Consider the following 12,913-nt stretch of genomic DNA (forward strand, 5'->3'; position numbering starts at 1 on the left):
CCCCCCCCCCCCCCCCCCCCCCCCCCCCCCCCCCCCCCCCCCCCCCCCCCCCTTTTTAGATGTGTATAAGAGACAGGGATAAGGCTGCTTCGAAATTATGAAGAGATAAACAAAGTTCAATAGCACCAATCTGGCTAAAATGAATTAAATCATTGGGATGACAGCCAAGCAGCTCAGCCGCTCTTGGCAGGTGGCAAAACTCTAGTGCTGGAATGTTATTACGTTCCCAGACGTTATTATTTTTGTTCATAACGTTACCTTTCACGCGCGGCCTTAAAAAGTTATTGAGCCAGGCGGTAAGGTTTCCCGCTTTTCACTCCGTCGAGCTATTCTCAATCCATTCTCATGATAGCTTATGTATCTTCTTGATGGGTGTCACGTTGTATTCTTCGCCGAGCTCTAAGGCCACCAGCAACGCTGCCCATTGCGCCAGTGCTGTTTTCCGTTCGTCAAAGTATTGATGCCGGTTGTAGATGCCCTCAACGCCTCTTATGCGGTGATTCAGGCAACGTTCAGCAACCACCGGGTCAACCCCCAACGCTGCGAGGTGAGTGCGTGCTGTACGCCGGAAGTCGTGGATCGTGTAGTTAGGTACATCCGGCATCTCTGCCCGTACCTTTGCCAGTGCCACAGGTAGGGTACTTTCCTGTATGTGGGGAATCATTCTGTTTTGCATCTTTCTGGCTGGCAGTACCCAGGCGCTATTACATGAGAACGTGTGAAGCTCTCTCAACCATTGAACCGCTGGTGGCGGTAATGGGATGTCAATAGCATCGCCGTTCTTGCTGCGTTCCTCTGGCAGATGCCAGATAGCAGCATCTAGATCGAATTCTTCCCACCGTGCGGCGCCTAGCTCCATCTTACGCACACATAGGGCCAGCAATAGCTTGAACGTGAGTTCGTTTTGTCTGCTGAATCCTTTGGCGGTTCGCATAGCCTGGAACAGTCGGATAAGTTCTTCACGAGTTAACCACCTGTCTCGCGCTACCTCTTTCCCTCCAGCATCGGAAACTTCAAAGGCCGAACAGGGGTTAATCTCCAGTGCGTGCCGTTTAATGCCGTAATCGAATATGCGGCGCGTCCATCTTAAAACGTCGGTTGCTATGGTCGGTGCTCCACGATCAACAATGCTTTTCAGCATGTCGTCAATGTGGCGGGGTTTTACGTCCTCGACCTTCATATGACCAATAGACGGATTTATGTCTTTGTCGATACGGCGGCGCAGTATGTCCGGGTGCTTCCAACGTGGCAGGATCTGGCGCTCAAAGTATTCTGCGGCAAGTGCTGACACTTTTAGAGCGTGTTTCTCCTGCTCCATCCTTTGCAGTGCTTCGGATTTACGTTCCTGTTTTTCTCCGGCTACGTCATAACCCAAGGCAACGCGAGCAGAAAGCTCTTTGGTTGTCTCCCGTGCTTTAGCTAACGACAGCTCGGCATAGGAACCGATCATCATTACCCGTGACTTTCCGGCAAATTTATACCGGAAGCGCCAGACGGGCGTTTGATAGTTTTCCCGATAGGAAAGATAAAGCCCGTTACCGTCTGAGCGTCCCTCAAACCGTTCCCCAGCTTTTATCCATGCCCGTATCTGCATATCTGTGAGCTTTGCCATTGTGCCGCCTGAACCTCAAATAGTGGTGTACACCTAATGCGGTACACCTTTTCCTTAGGGGTACACCCAGGTGTACACAACAATGGTGCGCTTTCTTGATTCTTTATGCTAGCTCATGACAACAAAAAAGCCCGCTGTTATGCGGGCCTTATGGTTTTGTGCAGCGTCTTGATTCTTCCTGAAAACTTACTCGATATTCTGAATTTGCTCGCGCATCTGCTCAATCAACACCTTCAGCTCAATCGCTGAGGTAGTCACTTCGGCATTGATCGACTTGGACGCCAGCGTATTCGATTCGCGGTTGAATTCCTGCATCATAAAGTCGAGGCGACGGCCAACGGCTTCTTTCTTCTTCAGGATGTTGTGCGTCTCTTTGACGTGCGCTTCCAGGCGGTCCAGCTCTTCGGCGACGTCGATACGCTGTGCCATCAGCACCAGCTCCTGCTCCAGGCGAGTGTTTTCCAACTGCACCTGGGCTTCTTCCAGCTTGCTGACCAAACGTTCGCGCTGCCATTGCAGGATATTAGGCATCTGGGCGCGTACTTTGATCACTTCGGCGCTCACGCCGTCGAGGCGTTGCTCGATCAGAGCTTTCAGCGCGGTGCCTTCGCTTTCGCGTGCCACGATGAAATCATCCAGTGCGCCTTCCAGCGCCTGCATCAGTTCGTTGCTGATGAGGTCCAGATCCTGTTCCTGAGCGGACATCACGCCCGGCCAGCGCAGGACGTCGATTGGATCGATTTCCCCTTCGTCGCTCTGCATTTTGACCCAGTTGGCGGCTTCAACCAGCTGCTTGGCCAGTTTTTCGTTCAGGATCATCGAGCTTTGTGCGCTTGGGTCGAGCTCAAAGCGCAGGTTGCACTCCACTTTGCCACGCGTCAGGCGGCCACGGATACGCTCGCGGATCACTGGCTCGAGGCTGCGGAACTGCTCAGGCAAGCGGATGTAGGTTTCTAAATAGCGTTGGTTAACGGAACGCAGCTCCCAAGCTGCGCTGCCCCATTCACCCTTGATTTCACGCCGGGCGTAGGCGGTCATGCTGCGGATCATTGTGCGTACCCGTAAATAGGAAAAGATGGAACGATTATAGCGTTGCACCTGCGGGCAGGATAGGCATAACGTCACGAAGCCCGTATAATGCGCAGCCAAACGTTAATAAGAAGCCGGAGAGAGCCCATGCGTCCTGCAGGCAGAGCACCACAACAAGTTCGCCCCCTGACACTGACCCGTCACTACACGAAACACGCTGAAGGTTCAGTGCTGGTTGAGTTTGGCGATACCAAAGTTTTGTGCACCGCCACGGTAGAAGAGGGCGTTCCGCGCTTTTTGAAAGGCCAAGGGCAAGGGTGGATCACCGCAGAATACGGCATGTTGCCGCGTTCGACCCACAGCCGTAATGCCCGCGAAGCGGCCAAAGGCAAGCAGGGTGGCCGTACGTTGGAGATCCAGCGTCTGATCGCTCGTTCACTGCGTGCCGCGGTGGATCTGAAAAAGCTCGGTGAGTTCACCATCACTCTGGACTGCGATGTGCTGCAAGCCGATGGTGGCACCCGTACCGCTTCTATCTCCGGAGCCTGTGTGGCACTGGCCGATGCGCTGAATGCGCTGGTTGCGGCCGGTAAACTGAAAGCCAACCCGATGAAAGGGATGGTGGCCGCAGTTTCTGTCGGTATCGTTGGCGGCGAAGCGCTGTGCGATCTGGAGTATGTGGAAGATTCCGCCGCAGAAACCGATATGAACGTGGTGATGATGGAGGATGGCCGCATGATCGAGGTGCAAGGCACCGCCGAGGGTGAGCCGTTCAGCCACGATGAGCTATTGGCGCTACTGGCGCTGGCCCGAGGGGGCATCGAAACCATCTTCCAGGCGCAGAAAGCGGCGCTGGCAGACTGATTTTTAAAGGCGACCAAGCAGTCGCCTTTTTTATGCCCGGAAATCGGGCTGCAATAGAACTAAAGTTACCGACCAAATTAGGAGAAGCAGTAATGAAAGCCTACCAGCGCCAGTTTATCGAGTTTGCGCTCCGCAAGCAGGTATTGAAATTCGGCGAGTTCACCCTGAAATCCGGCCGTACCAGCCCCTATTTCTTCAATGCCGGCCTGTTTAATACCGGGCGTGATCTGGCGCTGTTAGGGCGTTTTTATGCCGAAGCACTGGTGGATTCCGGCATCGAGTTCGATCTGCTGTTTGGCCCAGCCTACAAAGGTATCCCGATCGCGACCACCACCGCAGTGGCATTGGCAGAACATCACAATCTCGATGTGCCTTATTGCTTCAACCGTAAGGAAGCCAAGGAACATGGCGAAGGCGGCACGCTGGTAGGCAGCCCGTTGCAGGGCCGCGTGATGCTGGTGGATGATGTGATCACCGCCGGGACGGCCATCCGCGAATCGATGGAAATTATCAGTGCCCATAACGCCAGCCTGGCTGGTGTGCTGATTTCTCTCGATCGTCAGGAGCGTGGCCGTGCCGACATTTCTGCGATCCAGGAAGTGGAGCGTGATTATCACTGCAAAGTGATCTCGATTATTACGCTCAAGGAGCTGATTGCTTATCTGGAAGAGCAGCCGGAAATGGCCGAAAGCCTGGTGGCAGTGCGAGCCTATCGCGAGCAGTACGGAGTTTAAAATAATAGCGCCGGGTTGAACCCGGCGATATTTGTTACTGCAGTTGCGCGGCTAGCAGCGGCCAGCGGGCATCGAAATCCTGCGTTGGGCGGTAGCGGAATTCAGAGCGAATATAGCGCGACAACATCCCTTCACAGAAGGCCAGTATCTGGCTCGCCAGCAAGGTTTCATCGACGATAAAGCCCTTCCCTTCCCGGAGTTTACGTTCCTTCAATACCTGACGCAGTTGCGCTTCAATACGCTCGAACAACTGGTTGATCCTGCCCTGAAGGCGATCTTGCTCAAACATCAGCGCGTGGCCGGTCATGATCCTGGTCAGGCCTGGATTGCGTTCTGCAAACCCCAGAACCAACAGCACAATCAGGCGTAGGCGGTTGAACGTCTCTTTTTCATCCTGCAAGATCAGGTTGATGCGCGTTATCAGGCTATCTTCAATAAACTCGATCAGGCTATCAAACATCCGCGTCTTGCTGGGGAAATGCCGATAAAGGGCAGCCTCAGAGACACCAACGTTTGCGGCAAGCTTGGCTGTGGTAATGCGCTGGCTGCCGTCGCTGGATTCCAGCATCTGGGCTAACGCCTGCAATATCTCCTCACGCCGATTCCTTTTGGTATTTTCTTTTTCTGCCATGTTTGATTAGACCCTTGCTAAAACGGCTTATCCCCTCAATCTCTTCGGGTATAGATTTGCGAAAACCCGCGCACCGGCCGTTGCAGAGTAAACTCTGTGCGGCTTATAAGATCGCTGTTGTACGGTGTAATGGTTAACGGTCTTGCAGACCCTTATTCTCCGTGCGTTACTCTCAATTGCCAAACCAACCGTGCCGCATTGCATGCGGCGCGGTTACAGGCGCCATCCCTGTAGATCATCTTGTTATGGGTGCGATCTATTGGCGGCCAGAGTGGCCAAAACCACCGGTGCCCCGTTCGCTGCTATCGAACTCTTCCACCAGATTAAACTCGGCTTGCACCACCGGCACAAATACCATCTGTGCGATGCGTTCACCTGGCTCGATGGTGAAGGATTTCTGGCCACGGTTCCATACGGACACCATCAGCTGGCCCTGATAATCGGAGTCGATCAGGCCAACCAGGTTACCCAGCACTACGCCGTGCTTATGGCCCAGACCGGAGCGCGGCAGGATCACTGCAGCAAGACCGGTATCGGCGATGTGGATAGCTAGGCCGGTAGGCAGCAGGGTGGTTTCGCCTGGTGCCAGCTCAACCGAGCTGTCCAGACAGGCGCGCAGATCAAGCCCGGCAGAGCCTGGGGTGGCATAGGTTGGCAATGGGAAATCTTGACCGATACGTGGGTCAAGGATCTTAACGTCGATTTTTTTCATCATAACGGCTGACTATCTCGTCTAGTAAACGTTGGCCAAGGAGTGCCTTGTCGCTATGCGGCAGGCGCTTGTCTCCATCCTGCCAAAAAAGATGCAGGGCATTGGTATCACTGTTAAAACCGTGCTCTGCAAGCGATACATCGTTAGCGCAGATTAAATCCAGTTTTTTACGCAGTAGTTTTTGTCGCGCATATTCTTCCACATTCTGGGTTTCAGCCGCAAACCCGACGACAAAGGGACGATTTTGGCTCATCGCGGCAACGCCCGCGACAATATCCGGATTCTTGATCATCTTGAGGATGATTTCATCACCCTGCTTTTTGATTTTCTCATCGGCAATCTGTTCTGCCCGGTAATCCGCCACGGCGGCGCAGGAGATAAAGATGTTCTGCTGCGCGGCGTGCTGTTGTACCGCTTGCTCCATTTCCAGCGCGCTGACGACATCCACACGGGTTACCCAAAGCGGAGTAGGCAGGTTGACCGGCCCGGCGACCAACGTGACTTGCGCACCGCGAGCGGCGGCGGCCTTGGCGATAGCAAAACCCATCTTGCCGGAGCTGTGGTTGCTGACGAAACGCACCGGATCCAGTGCCTCACGGGTGGGGCCCGCGGTGATCATAATCTTTAAATGTTGCAGATCCTGCGGCGCAGAGAAATGAGCGTTAGCCCGTTCCACTATCGCCAACGGATCCAGCATGCGGCCAGGCCCGATATCACCACAGGCCTGGCTCCCGCTGTCTGGCCCCCACAGCAGCACACCACGCCCTTGTAGGGTCTGTAGATTGGCCTGAGTAGCGGCAGCGCGGTACATCTGTTGGTTCATGGCCGGTGCTGCCGCGATCGGGGCATCGGTAGCCAGGCAGACCGTGGTCAGCAAATCGTTGGCCATGCCGGCGGCAACGCGGGCCAGCAGATCGGCGGTGGCCGGGGCCAGGATCACCAGATCGGCCCATTTGCCCAATTCAATATGGCCCATGGCGGCTTCTGCTGCGGGATCCAGCAGATCGTCGAAAACCGGATAGCCGGAAACGGCCTGCAGCGTCAGTGGGGTAATGAAGGCTTTGGCAGCGCTGGTCATCACCACTCTTACCTCGGCGCCTCTGTCGCGCAGGCGGCGCACCAGCTCAGGACATTTGTAAGCGGCAATACCGCCACTGATGCCAAGCACAATATGTTTGCCGGAAAGTCCCGTCATCATGATTGTCCGATTGAAATCCGAAAGAGGCGAACATTTTAGCATAACCGCCGCCAGGTGGAGCGATTCTGCTGTGTATGCAGCCAGTTACATGCGGGTTTTCGTAACACTTCGCAATATTATCAATCACCTGTCGCACGATGAAATTCCCCGTGACATGCTGCTGTAGCAGGCTGGGAGGTGGCAATGAGCAATCAGGATATGTCGTTATGGCCTGGGGCTTTGGCACCCAGGGAAAAATTGATGCGTGATGGCGCAGCGGCGCTCTCCGATAGGGAGCTGTTGGCAATTTTCTTGCGAACCGGGCTACCTGGGGTTCACGTCTCACAGCGGGCCGAACAGTTGCTGACGCACTTTGGTTCGCTGTATCACCTGGTTTCGGCGGACTACGAACAATTTCATAGTCAGAAAGGGTTGGGGATTGCCACCTATGCGCAGCTGCAGGCAATTTCCGAATTAGCCTTCCGGCTGTTTTCCGGTCCCCATTTGTTGGAAAACGCGCTGCTGAACCCGAAAATTACCCAGCATTACCTGCACAGTTTGCTGGCTCACCATGAGCGAGAGGTGTTTTTAGTGTTGTTTTTAGACAATCAGCACCGGGTTATTCGCCATCAGGAGATGTTTGCTGGTACCATCAACAGCGTCGTTGTCCACCCAAGAGAAATTGTGCGTGCGGCGTTGAAGGCTAATGCAGCAGCCCTCATTCTGGCGCATAATCACCCTTCGGGTAAGGCTGAACCCAGTCACGCCGACCGTTTGATAACCGAGCAAGTGGTTAATGCTTGCCGATTATTGGAGATCCGAGTGCTCGATCATTTGGTGATAGGCCGGGGTGAATGCGTCTCTTTTGCCGAGCGCGGATGGCTATAAGCAACTTTTTCGCGATCCTTGAGGGATCTTTAGCTGTTCGGGACTTGAGCACTTACGCTTCAGAGCGTATACTACGCCACCTTTGAGAATCTTGGGTTTGGCGTTAAGAGCCTATCTCAGCAGGTTTCCAACCTGATGTGAGGTTTCTGACCTGATGACGAGAGTCTCCTCAGTATGAAGTTTGCTGAGATGGGCTCTAAAAGCCTGACGAGGCGGCCATACCCTATACGAAGCTCGAGCTGATTTGATTTTTGGAGAATAAGACATGTCACGAGTCTGCCAAGTTACTGGCAAGCGCCCGGTGAGCGGTAACAACCGTTCCCACGCAATGAACGCGACCAAACGCCGTTTTCTGCCTAACCTGCACTCACACCGTTTTTGGGTTGAGGCTGAGAAGCGCTTTGTAACTCTGCGTGTATCTGCTAAAGGTATGCGTGTTATCGATAAGAAGGGTATTGAGACGGTCTTGGCCGATCTGCGTGCCCGTGGTGAGAAGTATTAAGGAACTGCATCATGGCTAAAGGTGTTCGCGAGAAGATCAAGCTGGTTTCTTCTGCTGGTACTGGTCACTTCTATACCACCACGAAGAACAAGCGTACTAAGCCGGAAAAATTGGAACTGAAGAAATTCGATCCAGTTGTCCGTCAACACGTGATCTACAAAGAAGCTAAAATTAAATAATTTTAGTGGATTAATGAAAACCCGGCCTAGGCCGGGTTTTTTCATTTTATAGGGGTAGCAAACGGAGAGGGAGCCAGTCATGCCTGAATTACCAGAAGTCGAAACCAGCCGCCGCGGTATTGAGCCTTATCTTGTTGGCCACAACATCCAGTACGCGGTGGTGCGTAACGCTCGCCTGCGTTGGCCGGTCTCCGAGCAGATCCTGGCGCTGAGCGATCGGCCGGTACGCAGCGTACAGCGCCGTGCCAAGTATTTGCTGATCGAGTTGGACCATGGCTGGATTATCGTACATTTGGGGATGTCTGGCAGCTTACGTATGCTGGCAGAGGAAACCGAGCCAGGTAAGCATGACCACGTCGATCTGGTGATGAGCAACGGTTTTATCCTGCGCTACACCGACCCGCGCCGCTTTGGTGCCTGGCTGTGGTGTGACGATCTGGCCTCCAGCAACGTATTGGCTCATCTTGGCCCGGAACCGCTGGGTGAAGAATTCAATGGTACCTACCTGTACGAAAAATCCCGTAACAAGCGCACGCTGATCAAGCCTTGGTTGATGGATAACAAGCTGGTGGTTGGCGTGGGGAATATCTATGCCAGCGAATCGCTGTTTACCGCCGGGATCCTGCCGGATCGTCAGGCTGGATCCTTGACCGAGGCTCAGGCGGATCTGCTGGCCGAAACCATCAAAGCGGTGCTGCTGCGTTCAATTGAACAAGGGGGAACAACGCTGCGTGACTTCCTGCAGTCGGATGGTAAGCCGGGGTATTTTGCGCAGGAACTGCAGGTCTATGGCCGGGCAGGTGAACCCTGCCGCGCCTGTGGCACACCGATCGAGAGCGCCAAACACGGGCAGCGCAGCACCTTCTTCTGCCGCCGCTGCCAGCACTGATTACTGCGCGGCGAGCTTTTCCATCAACGCTTTGGTGACGACATCCGGCAAGAACGGTGCAATGTCGCCGCCATGACGTGCCACTTCCTTCACCAAGGAAGAAGAGATAAATGACCACTGCTCGGAAGGCATCAGAAACACGCTTTCCAACGTTGGCATCAGATGGCGGTTCATGTTCGCCAGCTGCAATTCATATTCAAAGTCGGACACCGCCCGCAGGCCGCGTATCAGAATATTGGCGTTCTGATGGGCGGCGAAGTGCGCCATCAACTCGCTGAACCCCAACACCTCGACGTTATCCAGATGAGAGGTCACCTGCGTGGCCAGGGCAACGCGTTCTTCCAGCGAAAACAGCGGTTTTTTGCTTGAGCTGGCGGCAATGGCCAGGATCACGTGATCAAACATCAGTGAGGCTCGGGTGACCAGATCCAGATGGCCGTTGGTCAGTGGATCGAAGGTACCTGGGTAGATGGCTTTGCTGCTCATGGTTCACTTCTCTGAATAGTTGCGGCCCAATGCCCACAGTGCGGCATATTTATTGAAGGTATATTGCGCGTTGACCACGGCTAACAGCAAGCCCTGTTTGCCGTCGAGGAAACCGGCCCGCAGCAGCCAGGTTTTGCAGAACGCCCCTAGCGTGTGGGTGAGGATCGACAGATAACCGCAGCGTTTACCGGCCTGGTGGCGTTGGATTGCCCACTGCTCGGCGTAGTGCAGCTGTTTGCGCTGGAAAGCAAAAAAGTCACGGCAGGTCAGGTGTAGCAGATCGCCTTGCAGCGGTACGACTTTTGCGCCGCCGGCGTTGAGGGATTCATGGACCAGATCGTCGTTATAGCGATAGCGCTGATTGGCATACAGCCGGTTGACCCGATCGGGATACCAGCCGCTGTGGCGCATAAAGCGGCCAAGAAACAGGTTACGGCGGCCCAGGCTGTAGACGACGTTATCGTCGGCGTTGGCTAAAACCTGTTCGATGGCGTGGCGCAATTCTGGCGTGACGCGCTCGTCGGCGTCGATCATCAGCACGTAATCCTGAGTGGCGTAGCTTTGTGCCTTCTGCCGCTGCTTGCCGAAGCCTTGCCAGTCGGTATGGATAAATACCTTGGCACCCAAACTTTCCGCCAAAGCGACAGAGCCGTCGCTACTGCCGGAATCTAGCACGATGATTTCATCAGCCCAGGCGACCGATTGCAGGCATTCGCTCAGCAACTCGGCTTCGTTTTTGGCGATCATCACTACCGACAGGCTGTTACGGTGGCTCATTCAGTGGCTCCGTGGCGGCAGGTGTGGCTCCAACAGCTGCAGCAGGCGTTGCAACGCACCCTGGTTCTGATACAACACTTCAACCGCGTGACGGCCGTAATAGCGGCGATAATCTTCATCGGTCAGCAGCGTTTCTATCTCTTTCACCAAGGAATCGACATCGCTGATGGTGATCATCCCGCCCGCTTCGGAGAGTTTGGCGCAGATATCTTTGAAGTTGAACGTATGTGGGCCCATCAGCACCGGAATGGCATGGGCGGCTGCTTCCAGGGGGTTATGCCCCCCGCGCTCAACCAGGCTGCCACCGACGAAGGCCAGATCGGCAATGCCGTACAGCAGCATCAGTTCACCCATGGTATCGCCAATCACGACCTGCGTGCTGCTGGAAGGGATTTCGCCGCTGCTGCGGGTGGTGTAGCTGAAGCCCGCTTTTTGCGTCAGTTCTTTGGCGGTTGGGAAGCGTTCTGGGTGGCGCGGTACCAGGATAAGTAATAGGTCGGGGTGTTTTTCCAGCAACCGGCGGTGGGCTTCCAGCAGAATGGTTTCTTCACCTTCGTGAGTGCTGGTGGCGATCCATACCGGGCGGCGTGGTGCCCATTGGCGGCGTAGCGTAACGGCTCTGGCCGCCAGCTCTGGCGTTACGGAGATATCGAACTTCAGGCTGCCGGTGACGGTCAGCTGAGAACGCTTCAGGCCCAGTTCGATAAAGCGCTCGCCGTCTTCCTGATTTTGCGCAGCGATCAGGGTAATACGGCGCAGGATATCACGGATAAAACCGCCGATCTTCTTGTAGCCAGCCGCCGAACGGGCGGAAAGGCGCGCGTTGGCAATTACCAGCGGGATTTGGCGCTGATGCAGGGCGTTAATCAGGTTGGGCCACAGCTCGGTTTCCATGATGATCACCAGCTTGGGATCCACCTGGTCGAGGAAACGGCGCATCGAACCCGGCAGATCGTAAGGCAGGTAGACATGATGCACATCTTTACCGAAAGCGGACTGCACCCGTTCGGAACCCGTTGGCGTCATTGTGGTCACAGTAATCGGCAAGTAAGGGTAACGATGGCGCAGGGCGCGAACCAGAGGGATCGCCGCCAGGGTTTCGCCAACAGAAACGGAATGCAGCATAATGCCGCCCGATACTACTTTCCCGGCGCAGAAACCATAGCGTTCCGCCCAGCGTTTACGGTAGGCTGGTGCTTTGCGGCTGCGCAGCAGTAAGCGGAGCCAGATCAGGGGTTGGATAAGGTAGAGTAGTACCTGATATAAACGGAGCAGCATTCTATCAATTTCATTTATATGGGTTATCCAGAATAGTACCATAACCGGAAGGGAAAGGCGCTAACTTGGTGGCTCGGTGTCAGGTTGGGACAACAGGCGAGAGATGTCGCCGATAGGTTTGTAATGAAGAATATTTTAATTATCCGCCGCGACAATATTGGCGATCTCGTGTGCACTACCCCGCTGATTGAAGGGGTGAAAACCGCTTACCCTGACGCCAACCTCTATCTGCTTATCAATAAAGTCAGCCAGGATGTGGTGAAAAATAACCCGCATCTCACCAAGGTGTTTGTTTATAAGAAGGCCAAACACAAGGCCAAGAATGAGACTACCTTGGGAGTCTATTTTGAACGGCTGATGATATTTTTAAAGCTGAGAAAAATTAAGTTTGATGCAGCTATTCTGGCTAACCCGGTGCCGTGCAAATATAGCCTGCGTCTGGCAAAAATGGCCGGGGTTAAAAATATTATCGGCGCAGATCTTGGCACCAGTGAAATTCATCACCCTTTCCGCGCGGCGGATTTTCACGGCAAGCATCAGGTGGAACACACGTTCAGCTACCTGTCTGCCATTACCGATCGCTCCATTGCCATTCCTCCGGTGAAGGTCTTCCTCACCGCGGAAGAACAGCAGCAAGCGCAGCAACGTTTACACAGCCTGCTGCCCCCGGTTGAGCGGGTGTTTGCCGTGCATATCAGCAGCCGCAGCCCGAAACGGCGCTGGCCCATTGAGCGCTATGCCGAAATCATCAACCGCCTGGTTGCCGATCCCACCACCGGCGTGCTGATCTTCTGGTCACCGCAGGGGACGCTGACGCCTGATGATATCGGCGATCAAAAGCGGGCGGAGCAACTGTTGGCTGGTTGCCTGAATGAAAGGGTCGCGCTTTACCCAACGGCCTCGGTACGCGAACTGTTGGCCGGTTTCGAGTTATGCGACAGGGTGCTGTGCAGCGACGGTGGCCAGATGCATCTGGCCGCGGCATTGAATAAAAGCATGGTGGTCTTCTTTGGCGATACGGATAAAGAGTCTTGGCATCCGTGGAGCGGGCAATATCGGATCCTGCAAACCGAATCGGGTGATTGCGTCGATGTTACCGTCGACGAGGTGTGGCAAGAAATACAGGCCTTGAATTAATTAACAACCAGGCAGGGT

15 protein-coding genes are annotated in these 12,913 nt (G+C 54.6%); 7 read left to right on the top strand and 8 right to left on the bottom strand.

The window, feature by feature from the left end; translation table 11 throughout:
• Nucleotides 1-343: 343 nt before the first annotated feature.
• Together JHD74_RS06150 and JHD74_RS06155 are read right to left on the bottom strand one after the other, a co-directional pair.
• Nucleotides 344-1,612, bottom strand: coding sequence for a site-specific integrase (locus tag JHD74_RS06150; protein WP_199062088.1), 1,269 nt, complete (start codon nt 1,610-1,612; stop codon nt 344-346).
• Between the two features lie 186 nt (nt 1,613-1,798).
• Entirely contained in the window at nt 1,799-2,662 is an 864-nt protein-coding gene (locus JHD74_RS06155) for a YicC/YloC family endoribonuclease (protein ID WP_021181835.1), read from the bottom strand.
• Between the two features lie 126 nt (nt 2,663-2,788).
• On the opposite strand from JHD74_RS06155, the gene rph reads away from it, so the two are divergent.
• Complete coding sequence (gene rph / locus JHD74_RS06160; protein WP_024482927.1) at nt 2,789-3,505, top strand: ribonuclease PH; 717 nt, start codon at nt 2,789-2,791, stop codon at nt 3,503-3,505.
• A 92-nt stretch (nt 3,506-3,597) separates the two neighbouring features.
• The gene (gene pyrE / locus JHD74_RS06165; protein ID WP_024482926.1) at nt 3,598-4,239 is read left to right on the top strand and encodes an orotate phosphoribosyltransferase; all 642 of its coding nucleotides are present in this window, start codon (nt 3,598-3,600) and stop codon (nt 4,237-4,239) included.
• 34 nt (nt 4,240-4,273) lie between these two features.
• Here pyrE and slmA read toward each other — a convergent pair whose 3' ends face one another.
• The 3 genes from slmA to coaBC all read right to left on the bottom strand — a co-directional run bounded on the left by slmA (nt 4,274) and on the right by coaBC (nt 6,780).
• Nucleotides 4,274-4,870 carry a nucleoid occlusion factor SlmA gene (slmA, locus tag JHD74_RS06170; RefSeq protein ID WP_021181838.1) on the bottom strand — a complete coding sequence of 199 codons (597 nt, stop codon included), beginning with the start codon at nt 4,868-4,870 and terminating at the stop codon, nt 4,274-4,276.
• 256 nt (nt 4,871-5,126) lie between these two features.
• Nucleotides 5,127-5,585, bottom strand: coding sequence for a dUTP diphosphatase (gene dut / locus JHD74_RS06175; RefSeq protein ID WP_024527867.1), 459 nt, complete (start codon nt 5,583-5,585; stop codon nt 5,127-5,129).
• Nucleotides 5,563-6,780, bottom strand: a complete 1,218-nt coding sequence (gene coaBC / locus JHD74_RS06180) for a bifunctional phosphopantothenoylcysteine decarboxylase/phosphopantothenate--cysteine ligase CoaBC (RefSeq protein WP_074029827.1) — start codon at nt 6,778-6,780, stop codon at nt 5,563-5,565. Before coaBC ends, dut begins: the two co-directional genes overlap by 23 nt.
• A gap of 183 nt (nt 6,781-6,963) precedes the next feature.
• On the opposite strand from coaBC, the gene radC reads away from it, so the two are divergent.
• The 4 genes from radC to mutM all read left to right on the top strand — a co-directional run bounded on the left by radC (nt 6,964) and on the right by mutM (nt 9,217).
• Nucleotides 6,964-7,647 carry a DNA repair protein RadC gene (radC, locus tag JHD74_RS06185; RefSeq protein ID WP_024527869.1) on the top strand — a complete coding sequence of 228 codons (684 nt, stop codon included), beginning with the start codon at nt 6,964-6,966 and terminating at the stop codon, nt 7,645-7,647.
• A gap of 265 nt (nt 7,648-7,912) precedes the next feature.
• Nucleotides 7,913-8,149: a 50S ribosomal protein L28 gene (gene rpmB, locus JHD74_RS06190; RefSeq protein ID WP_004931195.1), complete on the top strand. Its 237-nt coding sequence runs from the start codon at nt 7,913-7,915 to the stop codon at nt 8,147-8,149.
• A gap of 11 nt (nt 8,150-8,160) precedes the next feature.
• Entirely contained in the window at nt 8,161-8,328 is a 168-nt protein-coding gene (gene rpmG / locus JHD74_RS06195) for a 50S ribosomal protein L33 (protein WP_004392084.1), read from the top strand.
• Nucleotides 8,329-8,407: 79 nt separating this feature from the next.
• Nucleotides 8,408-9,217 carry a bifunctional DNA-formamidopyrimidine glycosylase/DNA-(apurinic or apyrimidinic site) lyase gene (mutM, locus tag JHD74_RS06200; RefSeq protein ID WP_199062090.1) on the top strand — a complete coding sequence of 270 codons (810 nt, stop codon included), beginning with the start codon at nt 8,408-8,410 and terminating at the stop codon, nt 9,215-9,217.
• Here the strand turns inward: mutM and coaD are convergent, their stop codons facing one another.
• From coaD to waaA, 3 genes are read right to left on the bottom strand one after another with little or no spacing between them, the layout of a single operon-like run.
• Entirely contained in the window at nt 9,218-9,703 is a 486-nt protein-coding gene (gene coaD, locus JHD74_RS06205) for a pantetheine-phosphate adenylyltransferase (protein WP_098929413.1), read from the bottom strand.
• 3 nt (nt 9,704-9,706) lie between these two features.
• A complete protein-coding gene (locus JHD74_RS06210; RefSeq protein ID WP_199062092.1) occupies nt 9,707-10,480 on the bottom strand; it encodes a glycosyltransferase family 2 protein in 774 nt (257 codons plus the stop codon).
• Nucleotides 10,481-11,758 (bottom strand): lipid IV(A) 3-deoxy-D-manno-octulosonic acid transferase, encoded by a 1,278-nt coding sequence (gene waaA, locus JHD74_RS06215; protein WP_024527873.1) that lies wholly within the window; start codon nt 11,756-11,758, stop codon nt 10,481-10,483.
• A 123-nt stretch (nt 11,759-11,881) separates the two neighbouring features.
• On the opposite strand from waaA, the gene JHD74_RS06220 reads away from it, so the two are divergent.
• A complete protein-coding gene (locus tag JHD74_RS06220; protein ID WP_024527874.1) occupies nt 11,882-12,895 on the top strand; it encodes a glycosyltransferase family 9 protein in 1,014 nt (337 codons plus the stop codon).
• The last annotated feature ends 18 nt before the right edge of the window (nt 12,896-12,913 follow it).

The sequence above is a fragment of the Serratia sp. ASV30 genome, assembly GCF_016428815.1.
GTDB lineage: Bacteria > Pseudomonadota > Gammaproteobacteria > Enterobacterales > Enterobacteriaceae > Chania > Chania fonticola_C.

What these genes read in the sequence shown, in the direction of transcription:
- waaA (WP_024527873.1), bottom strand. Translation starts at nt 11,758, where the DNA reads ATGCTGCTCCGTTTATATCAGGTACTACTCTACCTTATCCAACCCCTG.
- radC (WP_024527869.1), top strand. Translation starts at nt 6,964, where the DNA reads ATGAGCAATCAGGATATGTCGTTATGGCCTGGGGCTTTGGCACCCAGG.
- JHD74_RS06150 (WP_199062088.1), bottom strand. Translation starts at nt 1,612, where the DNA reads ATGGCAAAGCTCACAGATATGCAGATACGGGCATGGATAAAAGCTGGG.
- rph (WP_024482927.1), top strand. Translation starts at nt 2,789, where the DNA reads ATGCGTCCTGCAGGCAGAGCACCACAACAAGTTCGCCCCCTGACACTG.
- rpmB (WP_004931195.1), top strand. Translation starts at nt 7,913, where the DNA reads ATGTCACGAGTCTGCCAAGTTACTGGCAAGCGCCCGGTGAGCGGTAAC.
- JHD74_RS06220 (WP_024527874.1), top strand. Translation starts at nt 11,882, where the DNA reads ATGAAGAATATTTTAATTATCCGCCGCGACAATATTGGCGATCTCGTG.
- JHD74_RS06210 (WP_199062092.1), bottom strand. Translation starts at nt 10,480, where the DNA reads ATGAGCCACCGTAACAGCCTGTCGGTAGTGATGATCGCCAAAAACGAA.
- dut (WP_024527867.1), bottom strand. Translation starts at nt 5,585, where the DNA reads ATGATGAAAAAAATCGACGTTAAGATCCTTGACCCACGTATCGGTCAA.
- coaD (WP_098929413.1), bottom strand. Translation starts at nt 9,703, where the DNA reads ATGAGCAGCAAAGCCATCTACCCAGGTACCTTCGATCCACTGACCAAC.
- mutM (WP_199062090.1), top strand. Translation starts at nt 8,408, where the DNA reads ATGCCTGAATTACCAGAAGTCGAAACCAGCCGCCGCGGTATTGAGCCT.
- rpmG (WP_004392084.1), top strand. Translation starts at nt 8,161, where the DNA reads ATGGCTAAAGGTGTTCGCGAGAAGATCAAGCTGGTTTCTTCTGCTGGT.
- slmA (WP_021181838.1), bottom strand. Translation starts at nt 4,870, where the DNA reads ATGGCAGAAAAAGAAAATACCAAAAGGAATCGGCGTGAGGAGATATTG.
- pyrE (WP_024482926.1), top strand. Translation starts at nt 3,598, where the DNA reads ATGAAAGCCTACCAGCGCCAGTTTATCGAGTTTGCGCTCCGCAAGCAG.
- JHD74_RS06155 (WP_021181835.1), bottom strand. Translation starts at nt 2,662, where the DNA reads ATGATCCGCAGCATGACCGCCTACGCCCGGCGTGAAATCAAGGGTGAA.
- coaBC (WP_074029827.1), bottom strand. Translation starts at nt 6,780, where the DNA reads ATGATGACGGGACTTTCCGGCAAACATATTGTGCTTGGCATCAGTGGC.